This is a genomic window from Franzmannia pantelleriensis, from assembly GCF_900102875.1.
Lineage (GTDB): Bacteria > Pseudomonadota > Gammaproteobacteria > Pseudomonadales > Halomonadaceae > Franzmannia > Franzmannia pantelleriensis.
Window position 1 is genome coordinate 250,836 of record NZ_FNGH01000001.1, and the last position, 23,486, is coordinate 274,321.

Annotated in this window: 19 protein-coding genes; 17 read left to right on the forward strand and 2 right to left on the reverse strand. The window is 53.6% G+C overall.

Translation table 11 applies throughout. From position 1 onward, the window contains the following. Positions 1-269 precede the first annotated feature (269 nt). The 5 genes from BLT16_RS00970 (at position 270) to BLT16_RS00990 (ending at position 7,175) form a co-directional block, all read left to right on the forward strand. Positions 270-1,685, forward strand: coding sequence for a cytochrome ubiquinol oxidase subunit I (locus tag BLT16_RS00970; protein WP_089656641.1), 1,416 nt, complete (start codon positions 270-272; stop codon positions 1,683-1,685). A gap of 3 nt (positions 1,686-1,688) precedes the next feature. Further along, a complete protein-coding gene (gene cydB / locus BLT16_RS00975) occupies positions 1,689-2,690 on the forward strand; it encodes a cytochrome d ubiquinol oxidase subunit II (RefSeq protein ID WP_089656642.1) in 1,002 nt (333 codons plus the stop codon). 10 nt (positions 2,691-2,700) lie between these two features. After that, the gene (gene cydD / locus BLT16_RS00980; RefSeq protein WP_089656643.1) at positions 2,701-4,368 is read left to right on the forward strand and encodes a thiol reductant ABC exporter subunit CydD; all 1,668 of its coding nucleotides are present in this window, start codon (positions 2,701-2,703) and stop codon (positions 4,366-4,368) included. Beyond that, positions 4,365-6,086, forward strand: a complete 1,722-nt coding sequence (cydC, locus tag BLT16_RS00985; RefSeq protein WP_089656644.1) for a thiol reductant ABC exporter subunit CydC — start codon at positions 4,365-4,367, stop codon at positions 6,084-6,086. Before cydD ends, cydC begins: the two co-directional genes overlap by 4 nt. Positions 6,087-6,179: 93 nt before the next feature. Then, entirely contained in the window at positions 6,180-7,175 is a 996-nt protein-coding gene (locus BLT16_RS00990; RefSeq protein ID WP_089656645.1) for an adenosine deaminase, read from the forward strand. Positions 7,176-7,186: 11 nt separating this feature from the next. Here BLT16_RS00990 and BLT16_RS00995 read toward each other — a convergent pair whose 3' ends face one another. Together BLT16_RS00995 and BLT16_RS01000 are read right to left on the reverse strand one after the other, a co-directional pair. Continuing rightward, entirely contained in the window at positions 7,187-7,807 is a 621-nt protein-coding gene (locus tag BLT16_RS00995; protein WP_089656646.1) for a hypothetical protein, read from the reverse strand. Between the two features lie 92 nt (positions 7,808-7,899). Beyond that, positions 7,900-8,349 carry a GNAT family N-acetyltransferase gene (locus BLT16_RS01000; protein ID WP_089656647.1) on the reverse strand — a complete coding sequence of 150 codons (450 nt, stop codon included), beginning with the start codon at positions 8,347-8,349 and terminating at the stop codon, positions 7,900-7,902. 589 nt (positions 8,350-8,938) lie between these two features. Here BLT16_RS01000 and BLT16_RS01005 point away from each other — a divergent pair. From BLT16_RS01005 to BLT16_RS01060, 12 genes are all read left to right on the forward strand, one after another. Then, complete coding sequence (locus BLT16_RS01005) at positions 8,939-10,069, forward strand: polysaccharide export protein (protein ID WP_089656648.1); 1,131 nt, start codon at positions 8,939-8,941, stop codon at positions 10,067-10,069. Between the two features lie 35 nt (positions 10,070-10,104). Beyond that, a complete protein-coding gene (locus BLT16_RS01010) occupies positions 10,105-12,366 on the forward strand; it encodes a polysaccharide biosynthesis tyrosine autokinase (RefSeq protein ID WP_245701384.1) in 2,262 nt (753 codons plus the stop codon). Between the two features lie 49 nt (positions 12,367-12,415). Continuing rightward, positions 12,416-13,702, forward strand: coding sequence for a sugar transferase (locus BLT16_RS01015; protein WP_245701385.1), 1,287 nt, complete (start codon positions 12,416-12,418; stop codon positions 13,700-13,702). A 58-nt stretch (positions 13,703-13,760) separates the two neighbouring features. Then, entirely contained in the window at positions 13,761-15,566 is a 1,806-nt protein-coding gene (locus BLT16_RS01020) for an ABC transporter ATP-binding protein (protein WP_089656650.1), read from the forward strand. 46 nt (positions 15,567-15,612) lie between these two features. After that, positions 15,613-16,653: an NAD-dependent epimerase/dehydratase family protein gene (locus BLT16_RS01025; RefSeq protein ID WP_089656651.1), complete on the forward strand. Its 1,041-nt coding sequence runs from the start codon at positions 15,613-15,615 to the stop codon at positions 16,651-16,653. A 26-nt stretch (positions 16,654-16,679) separates the two neighbouring features. After that, entirely contained in the window at positions 16,680-17,768 is a 1,089-nt protein-coding gene (locus BLT16_RS01030; protein ID WP_089656652.1) for a DegT/DnrJ/EryC1/StrS family aminotransferase, read from the forward strand. Further along, positions 17,765-18,634: a glucose-1-phosphate thymidylyltransferase RfbA gene (rfbA, locus tag BLT16_RS01035; RefSeq protein ID WP_089656653.1), complete on the forward strand. Its 870-nt coding sequence runs from the start codon at positions 17,765-17,767 to the stop codon at positions 18,632-18,634. Before BLT16_RS01030 ends, rfbA begins: the two co-directional genes overlap by 4 nt. A gap of 65 nt (positions 18,635-18,699) precedes the next feature. Then, positions 18,700-19,131, forward strand: coding sequence for a GNAT family N-acetyltransferase (locus BLT16_RS01040; protein ID WP_176817126.1), 432 nt, complete (start codon positions 18,700-18,702; stop codon positions 19,129-19,131). A gap of 29 nt (positions 19,132-19,160) precedes the next feature. Continuing rightward, complete coding sequence (locus BLT16_RS01045) at positions 19,161-19,949, forward strand: phytanoyl-CoA dioxygenase family protein (protein ID WP_089656655.1); 789 nt, start codon at positions 19,161-19,163, stop codon at positions 19,947-19,949. Then, complete coding sequence (locus BLT16_RS01050; protein ID WP_176817127.1) at positions 19,949-21,184, forward strand: type III PLP-dependent enzyme domain-containing protein; 1,236 nt, start codon at positions 19,949-19,951, stop codon at positions 21,182-21,184. Before BLT16_RS01045 ends, BLT16_RS01050 begins: the two co-directional genes overlap by 1 nt. Beyond that, positions 21,185-22,198 (forward strand): ATP-grasp domain-containing protein, encoded by a 1,014-nt coding sequence (locus BLT16_RS01055; protein ID WP_089656657.1) that lies wholly within the window; start codon positions 21,185-21,187, stop codon positions 22,196-22,198. Positions 22,199-22,328: 130 nt separating this feature from the next. Next, positions 22,329-23,264, forward strand: a complete 936-nt coding sequence (locus BLT16_RS01060; RefSeq protein WP_089656658.1) for a glycosyltransferase family 2 protein — start codon at positions 22,329-22,331, stop codon at positions 23,262-23,264. The last annotated feature ends 222 nt before the right edge of the window (positions 23,265-23,486 follow it).

The following is a 23,486-nucleotide window of genomic DNA, read 5'->3' on the forward strand; positions in this document are numbered from 1 at the left end:
GCTGCGGCAACGCGACACACCGTTAGCAGGGAATCATTCTTTAGTTGTACTGCTCCTATACGTAACATGACGGTTCCGGTGAAACGATATGCCGGCGATGGGTGTTAGCAGCATACTTAGCGACTAGGCTAAGGTCTGCAACGCCCCGTCAGTCGCATTGGAATGCGCAACGGCCTGCCTGGCCCGAGTGACAAGACAGGGTGGCGTAACGTCCCCCATTCGCATCGATTGCGGCGATCCGAGTCAGTGTCTTCGTAGGGAGTTTGATGATGGAGCTTGATCCGCTCGTCCTGTCACGTATCCAGTTTGCCTTTGTTGTCTCGTTTCACGCTATCTTTCCGGTCTTCACTATCGGCCTGGCGTCGTATATCGCACTGCTGCACGGCCTGTTCTACAAGACCGAAAACCCCGCCTGGGAGCGCCTGGCGGTGTTCTGGACCAAGGTCTTTGCGGTGGTGTTCGGCATGGGGGTGGTGTCGGGTATCGTGATGTCGTTCCAGTTCGGGACCAACTGGAGCAACTTTTCCCAGGCCGCCGCCAATTTCCTCGGACCGGTGCTCAGCTACGAGGTGGTAACCGCCTTCTTCCTCGAGGCTGCCTTCCTCGGTGTGCTGCTGTTCGGTCGTGGCAAGGTGCCCCAGGGGGTCCATCTGTTTGCCGCGATCATGGTCGCCATCGGCACCTTTATCTCGACCTTCTGGATCCTCTCCGCCAACAGCTGGATGCATACGCCTGCGGGAGTCGAGTTTACCGACAACTCCTTCTATGTCGTGTCGTGGATGGAGGCGATCTTCAATCCGTCGTTCCCGTACCGCTTCGGGCACATGGCGCTGGCGTCGTTCATCACCGGGGGCTTCGTGGTCGCCGGGGTGAGTGCCTGGTATCTGCTGCAAGGTCGCGACGTGGACGCCAACAAGCGCGCGCTGTCGATGTGCCTGTGGCTGCTACTGATCCTGACGCCGGCCCAGGCGCTGATGGGCGATTTCCATGGCCTCAATACCCTGGAATACCAGCCCACCAAGGTGGCGGCGATGGAGGGTAACTGGGAAACCCGTGAAGGAGTCCCGCTGCTGCTGTTCGCGCTGCCCGACCAGGAGGCCCAGGAAAACCGTTTCGAGGTCGGTATTCCCAAGCTGGCAAGCCTTATCCTGACCCATGATCTGGACGGTGAAGTACCAGGCCTCAACGAGGTGGCGGTGGAGGAGCAGCCGCCGGTTAGCATCGTCTTCTGGGCCTTCCGCGTCATGGTCGGCCTCGGCTTCCTGATGATCGCGGTGTCGCTGGCCGGGTTGGTGCTGCGTCGCGGCGGCCGGGTCTATGAGCATCGCGGCTTCCTGCAGCTGCTCAGGGTCATGAGCGTGACCCCGTTCATTGCGGTGCTGGCTGGCTGGATCGTCACCGAGGCCGGGCGAGCGCCCTGGCTGGTCTACGGCATCATGACCCACGCCGAGGGCCTGACGCCCTCGCTGACTGGCGGCATGGCATTGTTCACGCTGCTTGGCTATATCGCGGTCTACGGCGTGGTGTTCTATGCCGGTGTCTACTACCTGACCCGGGTGGTGCGTAACGGCATGGTGCCCAAGGAGGAAGAGCGGCTGATCGATGAAGTCGAACGACCTATGCGGCCTTGGTCAGCCACGCATATTCCCTTCGATGACGACCCGGCACCGGCAGAGAGGAGCTGAGCAATGGACATGTTCGACCTGTCACTTATCTGGGCGCTGATCATTGGCTTCGGCATCATGATGTACGTGCTCATGGACGGCTTCGATCTGGGCCTGGGGATTCTGTTTCCCTTTGCCCCGGACGAGGATGCCCGGGACGTGATGATGAACTCGGTGGCGCCGGTGTGGGATGGCAACGAAACCTGGCTGGTGCTGGGCGGCGCCGGCCTGCTGGGGGCCTTCCCGCTGGTCTATTCGGTGTTCCTGCCGGCACTCTATATTGGCGTGTTCCTGATGCTGGCCGGGCTGGTGTTTCGCGGCGTGGCCTTCGAACTGCGTTTCAAGTCGCGCAAGAATCGCCACTGGTGGAACCGCGCCTTCTGCTGGGGCTCGTCGGTGGCCGCCTTCGCCCAGGGGGCGGTGGTCGGCACCTATATCCAGGGGTTCGAAACCGAGAACTTCGCCTATGTGGGCGGTGCTTTCGACTGGCTGACGCCGTTCACCGTACTCACCGGCATCGGCATGATGATCGGCTACGCGCTGTTGGGCACCACCTGGCTGATCCTCAAGTCGGAGGGCTACATCCAGGAGTGGGCCTATCGGCTGACCCCCAAGCTGTTGGTCGGGGTGGTGATGATCTTCTTCGCCATCAGCCTGTGGACGCCCTTCGTCAACCCGGTCGTCTGGCAGCGTTGGTTCGGCAACATCGAGATCATCTGGATACTGCCGGGGCTCGCTACGGCGTGCATGGCGCTGCTGGTGATGTCGATCAGGCAGCGCCGCGAACTGCTGCCGTTCCTGTCGACGCTGGGCATCTTCCTGTTCACCTATTTGGGGCTGGTGGTCAGCAAGTGGCCGGTGATCGTGCCGCCAAACTACACCATCTGGGACGCCGCCTCGGCGCCGGAGTCGCAGCTGTTCCTGCTGATCGGCGTGCTGTTCGTGATCCCGATCATCCTGACCTATACCGCCTGGACCTACTGGGTGTTCCGCGGCAAGGTCAAGGTGGGTGAGGGCTATCACTGAGGCGGCGTCGATGCAGCAAGGCGACGCGCCGCTGACACCGCGCCAGTGGCTGCAGCGATTGGCGAAACCGCAGCGTCGACTCACCAGCCTCGCCGTCGCCGCCGGGCTGGTGGTTGGGCTAGCGACCATCGGCCAGATGGTGCTGTTGGCGTGGTGGATCAGTGGCGTGCTGGTAGACGGAGCAAGCGTGGCGGAGTTGGCCTGGGTGGCGGGGGCGCTGATCGGCGTGCTGCTATTGCGTGCAGTCGCCCAGTGGTTGCAGGAGGTGGCCGGTCAGGAGGCCAGCCTGCGCATTCGGCAGGCGGCGCGTCACGAGTTGCTGGCGCATATCGAGGCGCTCGGGCCCATGCGTCTGTCCGGTCGTCACAGTGCCGCGCTAGGTAGCCAACTGGTCGAGCAGGTCGAGGCCCTGGATGGCTACTTCGCCCGCTTTCTCCCCCAGCTGCGGCTGGCAGTGGCGATACCGGCGCTTATCGCCGTGCTGGTGATGTGGCTCGACTGGCTGGCGGCGATCTTCCTGCTATTGGCGGCGCCGATGATCCCGCTATTCATGGCGCTGGTGGGAATCGGCGCCGAGCGCCTCAATCGCCGCCAGTTTGCCGCCGTCAGCCGACTTTCCGGCCACTTTCTCGACCGCGTACGCGGTATCGCCACGCTGCAGCTGTTCAACCGCGCCGAGCAGGCCACCGAAGACGTGCATGCCGCCGCCGATGAATACCGGCGCTTGAGCATGCGCACCCTGCGGCTGGCGTTTCTCTCCTCGGCGGTACTCGAGTTCTTCGCGGCGGTTGCCATCGCGGTGCTGGCGATCTACATCGGCTTTGGTCTGCTGGGCTATATCGACTACGACCCCTCGCCCCAACTGACGCTATTCAGTGGCCTGCTGATCCTGCTGCTGGCGCCGGAGTTCTTTCAGCCGCTGCGCACGCTGTCGCAGCACTATCACGACCGGGCAGCGGCGCTGGGAGCGGCGGATGCGCTGGTGGCGCTGCTCAATACGCCACTGCCGAAGGCGGACGCTGGGCGTCAAGTCGCTGGCCGCGATGCAGGCGTCTCTCTGAACCATGTCAGTGTCAGCTTTCCCGGACGTGGTCGAGTGCTGGGGCCGCTGGATCTCGCGGTTGAGCCAGGCGAGTGCGTCGTGCTGGTGGGGCCGTCCGGTGCGGGTAAGTCGACGCTGCTGCAGCTGATCGCCGGGTTCGTCGACAGTGATACGGGGCGAGTGGCAGTGCCGGCCGGCGAGGTCGCCTGGATGGATCAGCGCCCACTGCTGATCCACGGCAGCCTGGCTGACAATCTGCGCCTCGTCGCCCCCGAAGCCAGCAATACAGCCATTCAGGGCGCCCTCGAGGGGGCCGGGCTTGGCGAGCTGATCGCTGCGCTCCCGGCGGGAATCGATACCTCACTGGGCGAGCGCGGTGCCGGGCTCTCCGGCGGTCAGGCGCAGCGACTGGCGCTGGCCCGGGTGTTTCTGTCGCCGGCCTCGCTGGTGCTGCTCGACGAGCCCACGGCTAGCGTCGACGATGAGACCGAGGCCGTGGTCATTTCGGCCCTGCAGGCACTGAGCGAGGAGGGGCGTACGCTGATCCTGGCCACTCACCATCCGGCGCTGATGGCGATGGCTGACCGCAAGGTACGCCTGGTGAACGGTACCCACGTAGACGAGGTGGGCCCATGAGTCACTTGGCGACGCTCTACCGTGAACTGCGCCCCTGGCTGAGGCTGCTGGGTCGCCGCCGCGGACGCCTGGCACTGGGCGCGCTGCTGATGGCGATTACCGCCTTCGCCGGCATCGGCCTGCTGGCACTGTCGGGGTGGTTTATCACCGCCACCGCCTTAACCGGCATGCTACTGGCCGCCGGGATTGCGGCGAGTCTCGATGTCTATGTGCCCGGCGGTGGGATTCGCTTCTTTGCCGTGACCCGCACCGTGGCGCGCTACCTCGAGCGGCTCTATAACCACGATACGGTGCTGCGCCTTCTCGCCGACTTGCGTGGCGGCATGTTTCGGGTGCTGGTGCGTCTCGACGGCCAGGCGCTGGCACAGCGTCGCGCCAGCGAGTGGTTGAACCGTCTGACCGCTGATATCGATACCCTCGACAGCCTGTATCTGCGATTGCTGGCGCCGCCGCTGGTGGCGCTGCTGGCGATCCTGGGCCTGACGCTGCTGATTGGGGTGTTTCTGCCACTGGCCGGCCTGGTGGCGGGGGGCATGCTGCTGCTGCTGTGGGCGCTGTTGACGCTGGGACAGGCACGCCTGGGTATGCTTGCCAGTCAACGTCGGGTCATCGAGCTGGACCGCCTGCGCAGCCGAAGTATCGAGCATGTTCAGGGCCTGGCGGAGCTAAGCGCCTATGGCAGCCTGGCGACGCATCGGGATGCGGTAGCGCAGTATGAGCAGCGGCTGTATGCCGATCAGCGTCGTCTGGGGCGCCTTGCTGCCCTGGGCAATGCGCTGGTGGGGCTGGGTATTGGCATAACGCTGCTGGCGGTGCTGTGGCTGGCCAGCCTGGCTTATGCCAGCGGCACCTTGAACGGGCCGCTGATGGTGATGATGCCATTGGCGGTGCTGGCGCTGGCCGAGACCCTGGCGCTGCTGCCCAATGCCTTTACCCAATTGGGTGCAACCCGTGCCGCGGCGCGCCGGCTCAACGCGCTGGGCGCGGCGCAGGGGGCAATACGTGAGGCGGAGCGGCCTGCGACGTTGGCGCCGTCAACACCCACGCTGGCGTTCGATGCCGTGTCGCTACATTACCCGGGGGCGCTGACGCCGGCGCTGGACAGGGTGTCGCTGAGCCTGGCCGCCGGCCAGCGGATGGCGCTGCTGGGAGCCTCGGGTGCCGGGAAGTCGAGCCTGGCCCAGCTGGCGACGCGTCTGGTAGACCCCCAGGCGGGACAGGTGACGCTCGACGCTAATACGCTGCCGACGCTGTCGGTTCGGACAGTGCGGAACTGCGTCGGCCTGCTCTCTCAGCAGAGCGAGCTGTTCGACGATAGCCTGGCCGCTAACCTGCGGCTGGGTGCCCCGGCTGCAGGCGATGGTCAGCTATGGAAGGTGCTGGCCATGGTCGAGCTCGATGCTTGGGCGCAGCAGGCGCAAGGTCTGGCGACGCGGGTTGGTGAAGGCGGGCGACAACTCTCCGGTGGCCAGGCGCGACGTCTATGCCTGGCACGGCTGCTGCTGGCCGAACCGCGTATCGTGATGCTCGATGAGCCCTTCGCGGGCCTTGATGCGGCCCTGGCCGAACGCATCGCCACGCGCCTCAACGACTGGCTGGCCGGGCGCAGCCTGCTGCTGCTATGCCATCAACGAGAGGGGCAGCCACTGGCGGCGCTGGGCGTGGGCGACTGGACGCAATTGGCGGAAGGGCGGGTGGTCGCCGCCGGCAGCGCGTAGCGTTAGCCAGCGTCCTCGCTTGGGTTTTGCGCAAACGGTCAAAGTGTCGCAGGATGGCGTAAATCCGCTCGGTTGCCTGATCAGGAACTCATCATGCAAGATTTCATCACTCGCCTACCCAAAGCCGAACTGCACCTGCACATCGAAGGCTCGCTGGAACCTGAACTGATGTTCTCTCTCGCCGAGCGCAACGGGATAGCTTTGCCCTATGCCAGCGTCGAGGAGGTGCGTGCGGCTTATCAGTTCGACGATCTTCAGTCATTTCTCGACCTCTACTACCAGGGCATGGGCGTGCTGCGCACGAGCGAGGACTTCTTCGACCTGGCGATGGATTATTTTCGCCGCGCCAGCGCCGAAGGCGTGCTCCACGTCGAGCTGCACTTCGACCCCCAGCCCCATCTGGCACGGGGTATCGAGCTCGAGGCGGTGATCGAAGGGCTCGCCAGGGCCTGCCGGCTGGCGCAGCGTGAGTTGGATCTGAGCACGGCCTTGATCATGGCCTTCGTGCGTGACCGTCCCGCCGAAGACGCCATGCAGGTGCTGGAGCGCGCTGCGCCCTACTGGGAGATGCTCGATGCCATCGGCCTGGACAGTGCCGAGCATGGCCATCCGCCGGAGAAGTTCGTCGAGGTGTTCGAGCGCGCGCGTGCGCTGGGTATCGCCCGGGTGGCGCATGCCGGGGAGGAGGGGCCGCCAGCGTATATCGAGCAGGCGCTGGATCTACTCGATGTATGTCGTATCGATCACGGCGTGCGCTGTCTGGAAGATTCGGCACTCGTCGAGCGACTTCGTGAGGAAAAGATGCCGCTCACGGTCTGCCCGCTCTCCAATGTCAAGCTCAAGGTCGTCGAGCGCATCGAGGATCATCCGCTGCCGCAGCTACTCGACGCGGGCCTGCTGTTGACCATCAACTCGGATGATCCGGCCTATTTTGGCGGCGGCATGCGCGCCAACTTCCTGGCTTGCCAGCGGGCTTTCGGCTGGACGGAAACCACTCTTCTGAGGTTGGCACGGAATGCCATCGAGGTGGCATTCATGGACGAGGCGCGGCGCCACGAGCTGCTGGCGCGCCTGGATTCAATGGCCTAGTGCCAGGACCGCTACTCCAGATTGCGCATCCACTGCTTGACCAGGCGCCGGTTGCGGCGACTCGCCAGGCGTTGGGTGTCGATCTGGGCTGGCGTGATCGAGCAGGCGTCGCCGTCATCGTTCAGTAGAAAGCGGCGTCGCGCGCCCACTGGCCGATCCTCTGAGCCATAGATGGCGATCACCCGCAGCTCGATGGCCTTGAAGCTGAGCTCAGCGCTAGGACGATGGCCGTCAAGCTTGATCCCATGTGCCTCGGCAACCCGTTCTATCAGCGCCTTGAAGGTACCAATATGCAGGTAACCGCCGGATGAGAGTGGCCCCTGATGGCTGCGATACTCGGTCTGTCCGTCGTCGTTGGACTGCTGGTAGTCACTGACGTCAAGCAGTAGGGGCTCCTGTGAGGTCTCGATGCGCACCACGATGTGCTGGATGAAGATGGCCTCGGCGCTCATGTTGCTGACTAGGCACAACGACTCGATATTCTTGCCTTGGCCGCGGTTGATGATGACCCGTGCACGGCGCTGGCGTATGTAACCGTTGTAGAGCAGCTGCGCGTAGAACAGCCAGACCAGAAGGGTAAGTACCGCGGCGATGGCATTGATCGCCTGGGCATTGTCGCTGATCCATTGCATGACTGAACGTCCTGTTCATGATGGTTATCGCCTCCAGAGGCTATGGGCTCGGGCACGAGCGTTCAACACCACGCTCGTGTACAAGCTCAAGACTATTGAGCGTCGAGCTGGTATGTCTGCCAGTCGGTGCGTGTGGCATGGCGGTCATAGACGGCGCGAGCGCGGTAGTTCTGTTCACGAGTGATCCAGCGCACGAACGGCCAGCCGTGGCCACGGGCTTCTTCGCGCAAGGCGTCAAGCATCGCATCGACCGTGCCGCTGCCGCGGTGCTCGGGGTCGACATACAGGTCGTCGAGAAATCCGATGTGCGCCCCGCGCAGCGGTGACGGCATGGCACGGTAGTGCATCAGGCCGATTGCCTGGCCGTTCTCAGCCTTGGCCAGCCGGCAGTAGAAGTCCATGTCCGCTTGATGGATCCATCCCCACACCGTTTCCAGCGTCTCTTCGTCCATCGGCATGCCGTAGTAGTCTGCATAGCCGCGGTAGAGGCGCGTCCAGTCTGGACGGTCGGCGGCCTGCGGGGCTGACAATATTAGGGGCATTGCGTGAACCTCGTTAGTAGGACTGTTTGCATGAAATAGCATACTGGAAGGGCGACCAACTTTCGCGATTTACGGCCACGTAAATCAGAATAAGTTAAATTAACAAAAATTATATAAAGAGTGTCGAAAATAACCGATTCAAAGAACATTACCCATGCAGCAAAGGCTTAACACTATGTGCCTTGGCTCAAGAGGGTCACTAGATGTCATCGCTAATCGACAGGTGATGAGAAAGCTCATTAATCAACTAATGAGTTGTTATGGATATGGCGAGCGAATTCATGGTGAAAATAAGTTCATAAATTTACAAACACCAATAGCAATCCAGATGAGATCGTTCATGGATCATGACTTAAGCCTTCCATTACTACGCATGCCGTTGTGGATGATAGTACTTCATCTAGCCGCAACGACAAAAATGAGCAGATGAATTGTGACACAATGTGTAAGCTTTCGTGGAGTGAGGTGTTTTTTTGTAACATGTGTGATTTTGTTGTCTGTAGAAACAGACGCCAAAAGACAAAAAAGAATAAATACACGGCCCGGAGAAAGCCAAGTTGAAACTCCCGGGCGGTAGCGTGGGGAAACGATGGATACTCAAACGACCATAACATTTCTCCGGAAATGGTCTCTGCTAATAGGCTTGGTTGCTAGCTTGGCTGGCTGTGCCATAGCGCCTGGCGGTCATATTAGCTATGACGCCGATCCTCCCGATATTGATCACTTAGTAGACATCGAGGCAATTACCCCAGAGCTAGTAAATCGCTATCGCAGTGACCTCAGCGGGGATGTGGCAAGCCTTGCAACTCCTCAGTTCATGGCTGATATAGAAAACTACGATTATTTGGTCGGCCGTGGGGATGTACTGAGTGTTATCATCTATGACCATCCTGAGTTAACAATACCTGCTGGCGCTGAAAGAAGCGCTGAAGAGGCAGGTAATGTCGTCCAGCGGGATGGCACCATCTTCTATCCTTACATTGGTCGTGTCTCGGTTGAGGGGCGCACGGTGGAAGAAATTCGCCGCATCCTAACCAATCGACTCTCCCGTTTCATTACTGACCCACAGATACAAGTGAGCGTGGCGGGTTACCGCTCGCAAAAAGTATATGTGAGCGGTGCAGTAGGCACTCCTGGCACCATACCCATCACTAATGAACCACTGACACTATTGGATGCCATCAGTGCGGTTGGGGGGGCTAGTGAGTCTGCCAATTGGCACCAGCTGACCCTCAACCGTGATGGACAACGCGAGCAGCTTTCACTCTATGCGTTGCTGCATCAAGGCGATCAAACACAGAACAGACTATTACGCCATGGTGATGTGTTACACGTGCCTACCCTGGAAACCCAGAACGTTGCAGTGATGGGGCAAGTGAGATCGCCCGGTAACCTTACACTAAGTAATGAGCGCATCACCCTAACAGATGCGTTAGCTAGAGCCGGTGGCGTGATAGAAACGTCTGCTAAACCATCAGGTATCTTCGTAATAAGAACGCAACCAGTCAATAGCGAAAAAATTGCCACTGTCTATCAGCTCGATATCAGCAACGCGACAGCATTGACAATGGGCACACACTTCCCGTTAGAACCAAAAGATGTTGTTTATGTTACCGCGGCGCCACTTTCAAGGTGGAACACTGTGATCAGCTTGCTTCTCCCATCGGCTGTCTTACCTGGCACGATAGTTGACACAAGTTCAGATATAGGTGACTTGTGATATGTTGTATTTAAGAGCCATGAGGCACGCTTGATATGACTAAAATGTCCTCGATTCCAATATCGCCGCCTAGCAATAATGATATAAATTTACGGCGCTTTTTCGGTAATTTGTTACAATACAAGTGGTGGATTATTGGGATAACGTTAATCTTCATGACTTGGGGGTGGATCTACGGGCAACTGTCGGTTCCCATCTATCAGGGGGATGCATTAATCCAGATAGAGCGGCGAGGAACGGTAAATCCACTTGCAGATGCTATGGGCGGTGAAGCTGAAGATAGTGCCCTGGCGGAAGTGCGGATACTCAGGTCCCGGATGGTATTAGGGCAAGTCGTCGATCAAACGGATATTGACACCTTGGTACAGCCCAGGCGTTTGCCGATAGTGGGTGAGTACGTACAGCGTAACGGCATAGCCCGCCCGGAGCTCGATAATATGTCGCCAGTAGGTTGGCTGCTGGAAAGACTGCCATTTAATCTGCTTGACGCTATAGGCTTCGATCAATCGGTGTGGGGTGGGGAGAGTATTCAAGTATCGGAGCTGGCTGTCGATGACGAGTACCGCAACGTAAGCTTCACGCTTCGTGTGAGTGACACGAACGCATATCAGCTGTACAGAGGAGATGAGCCATTAGGTGATGGCGTGGTGGGGCAAGATGAAAGGTTTCTGGATGGTGCCGTGACACTGCGAGTGGCTGAAATAAATGCACCACAATTAAGCGAATTTAACCTAACAAAACTTTCTCGCACTGCTGCAATTGGCTATCTAGCTTCCCGGCTCGATGTTATACCTGACGCGGCACGCGGTAGCGGTGGTACCGGCATCATCACTCTGTTACTGAGGGGAGAGAATCGTGCTGAGATCAATGAGTCACTCAATGCTATTGCTCGCACATTCCTGTTGCAGAATATTCAGCGCCGATCAGAAGAAGCTGACAAGCGGTTGGCTTTTCTAGAAGAACAAGCGCCGGTGATACGTGAAAATTTGAATGCCGCAGAGAACCGATTGAATGATTATCGGGTTGAAGAGGGTAGTGTTGATCTAACGTCTGAATCTGCATCGTTAGTAACGCGGTTTATTGAGCTGGAAGAACGAATCAATGAACTTGAGGTGTCAGAAGAAGAAATGTCTCAGCGCTATACACGCAATCATCCTGCTTATCAGTCGCTGATTCGCCAGCGCTCAAGGTTGCTTGAAGAACGTGAACGCCTGAATGCCAGGATCGATGAAATGCCAGGTTCTCAGCAGGAAATCATTCGGATGACGCGGGATGTTGAAGTTGCTCAGAGCATCTATGTCAGCATGCTTAACCGAGCACAAGAACTACAAGTATCTCGGGCAGGTATCGTCGGTAACATACGTATTATCGATCAGGCACATGTCGGAGGCTGGCCAATATCACCAAACAAAAATCTAATGCTACTGTTGTACAGTTTTTTGGGACTAATGCTAGGCACTACATTTGCTGTGGTACTGGGCTTGATGAAGCGAGGGGTTGAAACACCGCAACAACTGGAAGAGCTTGGGCTGCCAGTGTATGCCACCATTCCGCAGTCCGAGAGCCAACAGAAGTTAGTTCGTAAAGTCAGAAACCGCCGCGATAAATATAGCAAGAGCGTGATATATGGTGCTTTGGCAAGTTCTGATCCTACTGACGGAGCAATAGAGGCACTGCGCGGGCTAAGAACAAGCCTTCATTTCGCGATGCTAGAGTCCAAGAATCACTGTGTGATGATTACAGGTCCTACGGCTGAGTTGGGAAAAAGCTTTACTTGTATCAACCTCGCGGCAGCTTGTGCACAAGGTGGACAAAGAGTACTGCTTATTGATGGAGATATGCGCAAAGGACATCTCCATGATGCCTTTGGTGGTAGCGCAGAGCATGGCTTTTCTGAACTGCTGGCAGGAAAAATTGAGTGGCATGAAGCGATACGATCTACTGAAATAGAGGGGCTACAATATATATCCCGAGGGAAGAAGCCCCCTAATCCTGCAGAACTTTTGATGCAGAAAAGGTTCTCGATTTTCGTTGATGGGTTTAGCCCTGAATATGACTTGGTTATTATCGATACTCCGCCTATCTTAGCGGTAACAGATGCTGCTATTGTGGGAAAATTGGCTGGCACGAGCTTACTACTGGCTCGCTTTCAAGTGACGACAAGTAAAGAGATCGAGGCAGCACTGCGTCGATTGGAGGCGGCGGGTGTGAATCCACGTGGTTGTATTCTTAATGGTATCGAGAGTCGTTTGGCTCGGCAGTATGGGTATCAATATTACAGCTATAGTTACAGTTAAAGGATAGCTCTAAGCATAATAACTATACATTCTGCGCAGGGGGACTAGTGTGAATACGCTTTCCAATGCTATGGAGCATCAACGCAGGCGTTCACATGTTTATGAGCGCTTGATATTGAGCCGCCGAGTGCAATTCGCTACAAGCTTGTGTTTGGTCGTACTGACACCGGCTGTTTTGCTATGGGGCTGGAGTTTCTGGTCGATCAGCGAGCCAAGCCAGGGACGCAGCATGGCGATAGTGAGCCTTGCCTATGCCGTGCCCGTCATATTGGCATTACAGCTGGCACGTTATCCGGGAATGAAGCCGCTGATATTAATCATGCCGGGGTTGGCGTTGAGTTTCGGTATAACTCTGAGCGTAGCCGTCGTGCTTGAGTTTACGGTCGATCTGTATTATCTCTATGTTGCATTTATTGTCGCTTTATCATGGTCGTTATTACACTATCTATTGATCGCACACTACCACACTATGAAACTGGCCGTAGTGCCATACGGTAGAGTGGAAAGCCTGTATAGCAATATCGGGGTGGAGTGGTACCAATTGACGTCGCCCAGCCTGGTGGGTCAGCGTGTAGATGGCGTGGTAGTCGACCTAAAAGAGCAACTTCCCGCCGAGTGGCGCCGTTTTCTGTCTGACTGTACCATCAATGGCATTCCTGTCTATCATGCTTCCGCCGCCCAGGAGATGCTTAGTGGACGCGTGTCCCTTGATCAGATCTTCGATAATCAGTACGGCAGCCTGAGGCCTCGGGACGACTACGATGTCATCAAGCGTGTCTTGGATATTGCCGGGTCGCTGATACTGATTCCTCTCTCGCTGCCTATAATGCTGCTGGTGGCCGTGCTGATTCGACTTGATAGCCCAGGGCCTGCACTTTTCACCCAGCAACGCATGGGCTTTCACTGTCGTCCCTTTACCCTCTACAAGTTTCGTACTATGTATAGCGATCTGCAGGGCTGTGACTTCACTAGTGAAGGCCATGATCCTCGTATCACCCGTATCGGTCATATTCTTCGTAAATATCGCATCGACGAGCTTCCTCAGCTTTTTAATGTATTGAAAGGCGATATGAGCCTGATCGGCCCGCGGCCAGAATCGATGAATCTTACCGACTGGTACGAAAAAGATGTCCCTTTCTTTTTCTATCGGCATATGGTCAAGCCCGGCATCACAGGCTGGGCGCAGGTAGAACAGGGATATGCAGCCGAAGTTGATGGGATGGTGAGAAAAATCGAATATGATTTCTATTACATCAAAAATATCTCGCTGTGGCTGGATATCTTGATCGTGATCAAGACTATCAAGATCGTGCTGACCGGGTTCGGCTCAAGATGATGATTGATTAGTTAGAATCTAATCTAATGCTGTTCTATTTTATTATCCGAGTGTTTTTATGCTGAAAAATATTTTGGAACTGTATCGGCTATTGACTGGTGAACAGCGCCGGAGACTGTTGAGATTGCAAGGCCTAGTGGTGCTGATGGCGTGCCTGGAAATCATCGGCGTGATGTCGATCGGACCTTTTATGGCGATGGTGGGGGACATGGGGCGCTTAGAGGGCGAGGGGATAATAGCGACGCTCTATGGAGCGAGCGGCCTGGCTACGCCTGAAGCCTTTCTGTTTTGGACCGGTGTAGCCGTTTTATCGTGCCTCTTTTTAGCTGCAATGGTATCCATTTATACCGTTTGGCGCCTAAGCCTGTTCGGCTCTTATATAGGAGCCGAGTTGTCCAATCGCTTGTATCGTTATTATATGCATCAGTGTTGGTTGTATCATTCTTCAGGCAGCAGTAATCACCTGACCAACAAGATAGCCCATGAGTGTCAAAGAGTAACAGGGGGTATCATCAATCCTATTCTTCAACTGAATGCAAGAGTGGTAATGGCACTGCTAATGGTAATGGCGATATTTCTCTATAACCCTTGGGTGGCAAGCATCGGTATTGCCATCTTCACGCTTTCCTATCTTTTGCTCTACCGCACGGTTCGTCAGCGCTTGAAAAGTAACGGTACAACAATATCTCAAGCTGAAGCCATGCGCTATAAGCTGATGGCCGAAGGCTTCGGCGGTATCAAGGATGTGCTCTTGTTGGGGCGTCAATCAATATTCGTTGAACACTTTACTGAGCAGAGTCGACGATTCGCCTGGGCACAAGGCACCAATCAGGTGATGACGCGTGTACCTCGCTACCTCATGGAGCTGGTCGCCTTCGGTAGCGTCATCTTTCTGGTCCTCTACCTGCTGAAGAGCCACCAGAATAACCTGGGTTCGATATTGCCGGTGCTATCCGTATATGCCCTAGCGGGTTTCAAGCTGCTGCCGGCTTGTCAGGAGATCTACTCCAGCATTTCCAATATCCGCAGCAACCTGGCCGCCTTCGAGAGCATCCGTGATGATTTGACCGCAAGTTCCGAGGATCCGCAATCGTACAGCAGGATGCCGCACATCGATCTGCGGCGATTGACGCCCCGAGAGTCGGTGGTCCTGCAAGACATTGTCTTTCATTACCCAGGCAAGACTGAACCCGCCTTGAAGGGACTGACCATGACGATCCCCGCGCGTCAGACGATTGGCTTAGTGGGGACCTCCGGTTCGGGTAAGTCCACAGCTATCGATTTGCTGTTGGGGCTAGTGGATCCCGATAAGGGCGAGTTACTGATCGACGGGCAACCTCTGAAGTCGGATCAGAAACGTCAGTGGCAAAATACCTTGGGGCTGGTGCCTCAGTTCATATTCTTATCCGATGCCACCATTCGCGACAACATCGCCTATGGCTTGCCGCCTGAGCGTGTCGATGACCATAAGGTTCGGTGTGCTGCCAGCATGGCGCATCTGGATGAACTCCTGGAACAGCTCCCCGCCGGGCTCGATACCCGCGTGGGCGAAAGAGGGGTGCAGTTATCCGGTGGTCAGCGACAGCGCATTGGTATCGCGAGGGCGCTCTATCATGATGCGGATATTCTCGTGCTGGATGAGGCGACCAGTGCCCTGGATGGTATTACTGAGAAACTGATCATGGATGCCATCAATGACTTCTCCGGGGAAAAGACCATGGTGATCATAGCCCATCGTCTGGCCACCGTGCGGCAGTGTGACTGCATCTATTTGATGGAGCAGGGTCGGGTGGTCGACCAAGGTAGCTATGAAGAACTGACGAGCCGCAATCAGATGTTCCAGCGAATGGTCCAGCATGCCTGAGAATAAATAATAATTAATTCTTAAAAAATCAAACGTAGGTGATCAGATGGCTGCCAATGAAGTGGTTTTGGTGACCGGTGCGGGCGGATATATAGGGTCCGTTCTTGTTCCTAAGCTCCTGGGAAAAGGTTACAAGGTAAAAGCGATAGATCGCTTCTTTTTTGGAAGTGGAAAACTTTTCCCTCATGTTGGGTTAGAGATCATTAGAGAAGATACTCGCTATCTAAAGCCTGATCATTTCAAGGATGTTGATTATGTCGTTGATTTGGTGGCCATTTCCAATGACCCGAGTGGTGCATTGTTTGAAGATGCAACCTGGCAAATTAACCATGCAAGTCGAGTCAAAACAGCAGAACTGGCCAAGGAGGCAGGCGCAAAACGATACATACTACCTTCCAGTTGTAGTATTTATGGCTTTCAGAATGAAGTGGTTGATGAAACGTCCCCAACAAACCCGCTGACTGTGTATGCGAAAGCCAATGAAAAAGCAGAGCACGATGTCCTCAAGCTGGCTTGTAAAAATTACATTGTCACTGTGATGCGTCAGGCTACTATCTTTGGCTACTCTCCACGCATGCGATTTGACTTGGCTATTAATGGAATGACCTATGGTGCTTATAATAATAAAAAGTTGCCATTGATGAGAGACGGAAGTCAGTATCGACCGATGCTTCATGTACAAGATACCACCGATATCATGTGCCTGCTATTATCTGCGAGTCCGAATCAGGTAAATGGAGAGGTGTTTAATGCTGGCAGTGAAGAAAATACCTATAATCTGGGCGTACTTGGCCAAAAGATAGCGAAAACAGTCAGTAAGTATCTTGGTGAAGAGGTGCCCATTGAATGGTATGGTGATCCTGACAATCGTAGTTATCGAGCATCCTTTGATAAGATTGAGAAAACACTGGGCTGGCGAGCTAAGTGGAGTGCTGAAGAGGGCTGCCAAGAAATCTTGGAGAAGCTAGGTTCAGGAGAGCTGGAGAAAACTACCGAAACCATTACTCTTGACTGGTATCAAGAGATGGTGAAGTGGCATAAAATAATTAAAAACACTGAAATGTATGGTGGTATCCTTGATATTTAAAACTACTGGGGATGGATAACTTGTCGATGATTCAAGTAACAAAGCCATTTATCCCAGATCTTGACCTGCTCAATAAATATCTGGGGTATGCTCACCAGGGAGCCTGGTTAACCAACAACGGTCCACTAGTAAGGGAGCTTACTGATCGGCTTCAAGACTATTTAGGCGTAAAAAACCTCATTCTGACCGCAAATGGAACCTTAGCGTTGCAGGTGGCTTATAAGGCTCTAGGACTGACAGGAAATGTACTTACCAGCCCATTTACCTTTGTTGCGACAGCCAGCGCCATGAAGTGGCAGGGAATAACACCCCAATTCTGTGATATTGAACCAGACACTCTCGGACTCAGCCCTGCAGCGGTAAGAGAGTTTGCCACACAGCGTACTACGGCTTTAGTTCCTGTTCATGTGTACGGTAACCCGTGTGACGTAGAAATATTTGACAATATTTCTAAAGAAAAAGAAATTCCCATCGTTTATGATGCTTCTCATGCATTTTCTATTAACTTTAAAGGTCAGAGTGTTTTGAATTGGGGGGACGCCTCTACGCTTAGCTTCCATGCCACTAAACTATTTCATACAGTGGAAGGCGGGGGTATTGTCTTTAAAGATAGTGAAGTTTTTGAACGTGCAAAACGTATGCTGAACTTTGGGCTTGGTGATCCAATGGGCGATATTAGCGTTCCTGGAATTAATGCCAAGATGAGTGAGGTTCATGCGGCCTATGGCTTGTCGGTTCTTGAGTCAATTGATTATATTTTGGAAAAAAGATCAGAAGTTTTATTTACGTACCATAAGCACCTTCGTGAAGTTGTAGAGATGCCAAAATGGCGTGTTGGAGCTACTCAGAATGCTGCTTATGCGCCTATAATCATGGAAACAGAAAAGCAGTGCATTAACGTTTTATCTTCGTTGCAAAATGTTGATGTAATAGCTCGCCGATATTTCTATCCCTGCCTTAATAAGCTCACCGAGTACAAGGACAATGAATACGACCGATGTGCGACTGCTACTAATGTCGCTGAACGGATAATCTGCCTGCCTCTTTATCCTGATTTATCTCGACCAGATATTTTCAAGATTATAGGGGCTGTGAAAAGGGGATGCCAACAATGAAAGGTATCATTCTCGCCGGCGGCTCTGGTACGCGTCTTTATCCTATTACGCGCGGTATGTCGAAGCAGCTACTACCAGTCTACGACAAGCCGATGATCTACTATCCGTTGTCTGTTCTCATGCTGGCTGGCATTCAGGATATCCTTGTGATCACCACGCCTGATGAACAGCATTGTTTCGAGCGATTGCTCGGAGATGGTAGTCAGTTTGGGATAAGTATCACCTATGAGGTTCAGCCTAATCCTGACGGCTTGGCTCAGGCCTTCATCATCGGCGAGCGGTTTATTGGTCGAGAATCCGTTTGTCTAGTGCTTGGCGACAATATCTTCTATGGCCAGGGATTTACTCCGCTGCTGCAAAAGGTCGCGGCCCGAGAAGGGGGAGCTACGGTCTTCGGCTATTTAGTCAAGGATCCTGAGCGTTTTGGCGTGGTCGAATTCGATGAACAGCGTCGTGTGCTGTCCATTGAGGAAAAACCTAAACAGCCTAAGTCACGTTTTGCCGTCACTGGGCTCTATTTCTATGATAATGATGTTATTGATATCGCCAAATCGGTGATCCCATCACAGCGAGGCGAACTGGAGATCACAAGCGTCAACCAGGCCTATCTTGATAGTGGAAAGTTGAATGTGGAGCTACTGGGCCGTGGCTTCGCCTGGCTAGATACGGGTACTTTTGCCAGCTTGCTTGAGGCATCGCAGTTCGTTGAGACCATCGAGAAACGTCAGGGTTTCAAGATTGCTTGCCCCGAGGAAATCGCCTTCGCAAACGGCTGGTTGAGCGTGACCGAACTTTCCAAAGCGGGGAATGACCTGTCCAAGAACGGCTATGGAAAATATCTTCTTGAACTGGCGGCTAGCCAATGATTGCCGAATATTAACATGGCTGATGAGCTGGTCACTAGATGAAGCAATACCGGCGAGAAATCATCATGCGCGATGACTTGAGAGAGCTGATTCGACGAGAGGGTCATCGAACCGGGGAGGAGTTGATCCAGGGTGTCAGCATGGATGCCTATTTGGACAAGGTGCTGTCCTTAGGTGAGGCGTTAGTATACCTACAAGGCGATCGGCTAGGGGGGGCTCTACTGGGGTATTGCAATGCACCAGATAGCGGCTTGGCCTATGTGAGCCTGCTGATCGTTGCGGAAGATACCCGGGGACAGGGAATCGGCGGCACGTTGCTAGAAGCCTTCATTTGGCGATCAGTATATCGAGGTTTTTCTCGAGTGCAACTAGAAGTCCAGGCCAGTAACCATACCGCCGTATCACTCTACAACAAGCATGGATTTTTTCGCATCGGTGAAAACGAATCCAGGGTTCTGATGCAACGAAACCTCCCTGGGCGTCACCTGCGATCGTAAGTCATCGAATCAATAAGAGGGGGAGCGTCATGTTGGGTTCAGTCAGTATCGAGCAATTCGAGCGAACCATGTCGGAAAAGGGTTGGTTTGTCTTTGATAGAGCACTGGATGATAAGTTCATTTCGCGTTTGCGCAGTGACTGTCTCAAGTGGATCGATATCTGCAGCGAATACCAGATCCGCAACGGTATCAATGAATGCGGTGACGGTACGGCTCATCACTGTCTGGGGGCGGCTGACAGCATCGATCGCTTCATCGACATGCACCTCTTCCATGACTATATCGCCAGCTACTTCGGAAATCAGCCCTACATCTGCAACTCGCTGACCCCCATAGGCGGCTTTCCTGGTGCCGATATTTATGTACATAAACTGCATCGCGACGTCCGGACTTTGATACCGGGCTATCCGCTAAAACTCAACATGCTGGTCATGTGTGATGATTTCACCGCCGAGAATGGCACCATGATGCTTAGCGGTTCTCACAATCGTCAAGAACAACCCAGTGATGATGAGTTCGAACGACACTATGAGCGGCTGGTCGCCCCAGCCGGATCCGTGGTGCTTTTCCATTCGACGCTGTGGCATAAGGGAGCTCATATCAAGGGGCCTGATAATCGGGTGGCCCTGACGGTCGGTTACGGGCGTGCTTATGTCAAGCCACACATGGATTACGCGAGGATGCTGGGGGAGGAGTATGGAAAGAGCCTTTCACCTCTGACGCGTCAAGTGCTCGGATACAATTCGAGGGTCCCCACCAATCTGGACGAATGGTACCGGCCCGTCGAACATCGGCTGTACCATGCCAACCAAGGCTGATGGCGATGACACTGACTTACGAGTTTCTTTGCGATGTTGCCCGGACCAAGGGTGGTGCCTTCTACATTTTTGACGAGAACCGCTTCACGGCCAACTACCTGGCATTTCGAGATGGGCTGCGTCGACACTACCCTAATGCAGAGGTGGCCTACGCCTTCAAGGCTAACTATATGCCCGCCATTGGCGAAGTGCTGGCACGGCTTGATGGGATGGGAGAGGTGGTCTCCGGTTTCGAGTACGAAATTGCCAGTGGCTACCTATTGCCCGAGCGCCTGATCTTCAATGGTCCCGTGAAGCGTCACGAAGACATAGTTCACGCTTTGCGCTCGGGTAGTCAGGTGAACCTGGACTCACTCGGCGAAGTGAGGCAGTTGGTAAATCTTCCATGGGGCGTTGATCCCATCGATATAGGCCTTAGAATCAGTGCTATCAAGTCGGATGGCCAGCAGAGTCGGTTTGGGCTGGTAGTGGAAGAAGGAGAGCTGGAACATGCGCTGGCACTGATCGACTCTTTGGGCAAGGTTAACGTTGCCTCACTGCATTGCCACCTGGCGACACGTGACAAGGCGCCCCAGGATTTTGTAGCGCGACTGGAGTATCTGTGGGCCATTACCAAGCGGCTCAACGGACGCCATCGACTGCGTTCGATCAACATCGGGGGTGGTTTTTTCGGCGAGATTCCCGAGACCCTACAACAACAATTTGCCTGCCCGATACCCTCTATTGGCACCTATACCGAGACCATCGGCAAGGCCTTTTCGGCTATGCATCCGGAGCGAAAAATCACTCTGATCATCGAACCGGGTGTCTCGGTGGTTGCCAATACCATGTGCCTGGCGGTGAGGGTGGTGGATGTTCGTGAGCGAAACGGTGGCCGCCAGGCTCTGCTCGATACCAGCATCAATAGCATCAATCCAACCCACTCTCCATTGAAGGCACCGCTGAGCGTGGTTTCGGCGCGGGGTGATGCCGGCTCACGTAGCCAGGTGCATACCTTGGTGGGTAATACCTGCATGGAGCATGATGTGATCGACTCACGGCTCCATGCGGATTTACAGGCCGGTGATTTCATACTATTCGAGAACCGCGGCGCCTATTCGATCAATTACACACCGGACTTCATACATCCAGCACCTGCTATCGTTGACAGGCATGGCAAGGTACTGAAGATAGCCGATAGCGTCACGACATCCCTGAGTGCGTATACGGACAGACCTGCACATGGAGGACGTTAGATGAATATCTTGCTGACCAGTGTGGGGCGGCGCTGTTATCTGGTGGAGTACTTCAAGGATGCCCTAGGAGGTAATGGACGCGTTGTTTGTGTCAATAGTGATCCATTGACATCAGGCATGGCGGCGGCGGACACCCAGTACACCGTACCCCGGGTCGACAGCGAGGATTACATACCCTGTCTACTGGAGATCTGCAAGAAGGAAGAAATCAGGTTGATGCTGTCGCTCTTCGATATTGATCTACCTGTACTGGCAAAGCATCGTGGTCAGTTTGAGTCGTTAGGTGTGGCTGTAGCAGTCAGCGATCCTTGGGTCGTCGAAACTGCCAATGACAAGTGGCTGACCTACGGCCTGTTACTCGAGCATGGCCTCGGGACACCGATGACCTGCCTGGGGATCGAAGCGGCCTGGCAGGCCCTCCGTAATGGAGAACTGGTCTTTCCACTTATCGTTAAGCCACGCTGGGGTATGGGGTCGATCGGTATTCATGTAGCCGAGGACCCAGCCGAGCTGGAGTTTTTCTACCAATATACCCGAAAGAACATTATCAGAAGCTATCTGAATATCCTGGCGAGTAATGATATTGATAACGCTATTATCATACAGCAGATGGTCGAGGGGCAGGAGTACGGTGTCGATGTTTTGAATGACTTCTCCGGCAACTTTCTGGCATCGGTGGTGAAAAGAAAACTGGCGATGCGTTCCGGTGAGACTGATATAGCGATCACAGAGAATAATGACGAGGTTAGAAAAATTGCCGAGTCAATTGGTTCGATACTCAGGCATCGAGGAAATCTGGATATCGATGTCATGGTGGAAGCCACGACTCAAATCCCTTACGTGATTGAATTTAATGTACGCTTTGGTGGCGGCTATCCCTTTTCGCACTTAGCAGGCGTGAATTTTCCTAGCGTCCTTTTAAGACTGGCCAACAGACTTATAATAAGAAAAGAAAGTCTCGAATATAAAGTAGGAGTATGTGGCTTGAAAGCGTTAAGCCCTAGGTGTATATAGTTTTTTAGTAGAGATCGCTGATAAGTTGTGTATTTTATATTTGTGTTTTCAAAGTTAATCCGCGTTGCTTAAAGCATTGATAGATGTTTATTGTGCAGTATTTTCTTGATTGAGCTCTTGTGAGGGCGTCATGAATAGAGACGAAGCACCACTAGTCAGCATATTATGTGCGACGTATAATCATGTTGAATTTATTAAAGATGCTCTTGAAGGCTTCTTGATTCAAGATGTGGATTTTGTATATGAAATTATCATTAATGATGATGCATCTAATGACGGCACTGATGACGTGCTAAAAGAGTATGAATCTCAATATCCGGACTTGATAAGGGTGGTTTATCAAAGTACAAACTTGTATTCTCAAGGTGTTGAACCATATTCTTCAGTCCTACAGCCTATGGCTAAAGGTAAGTATATAGCATTATGTGATGGCGATGATTTCTGGGTGGATAGACTAAAGCTACGCAAGCAAGTTGAGTTCTTGGAAAAAAATGAAGACTATGTTATCTGTGGTCACGATGCCTATTCATTTGATAAGAGTGGCGTGATAAAAAACTCCATACTCCCTTTCTATAATAAGAAGGATGCTTCCTCTTTGAAGCTTAAGAAAACATATATGATCCCGACGCTTTCTGCATGTTATAGAAATGTCAGAGAACCTATACCTTTCGAAATATCTAAAGTTGTTTCTGGAGATACTTTTTTATTTTCTTGGCTTGGCAATTTTGGTAAATACAAGTACTTTACAAGCGATGAGATAAAACCTGGTGCTTATCGCCAGCATGGTGGCGGGGTTTGGAGTGGGATAGACCAAGATCAAAAAATAGCTAATACTATCACCACATTTTACTGGATGGCACAATACTATAAAAGAGTTGGCGATCTTAGTATGTTTAGTCACTATAACTCTTCTATAGTTTCTTTATTGGCTTCTCGTGACGGTGCTCTTAGAAAGGGTTTTTTGTATAAATCAATCTGGTATTTGGCTTTTATTTACGCAAAGAAAATTTGCAATAAGAACTTGCTATTAAAAAAGGCTGTTAAAAAATTAATTAAGCTGGCTTAATCAGAAGGTATGATAGAGTATTTAGGAGCGCGGGATTTTTTAATATAAAAGCGAAGAAGGATTAAGTTTGGTATTTTACAGGTTGATTTAATGCGGTATGAATTCTGGCAGTGCATTATACGATGAACATATTTAGAGCTACCATCTTAATGCTAAAGATTGTTGAGTGAGCTATTTGAACGAAAAAATTTATATGCATGATGCTGCACTCAGTAATCTATA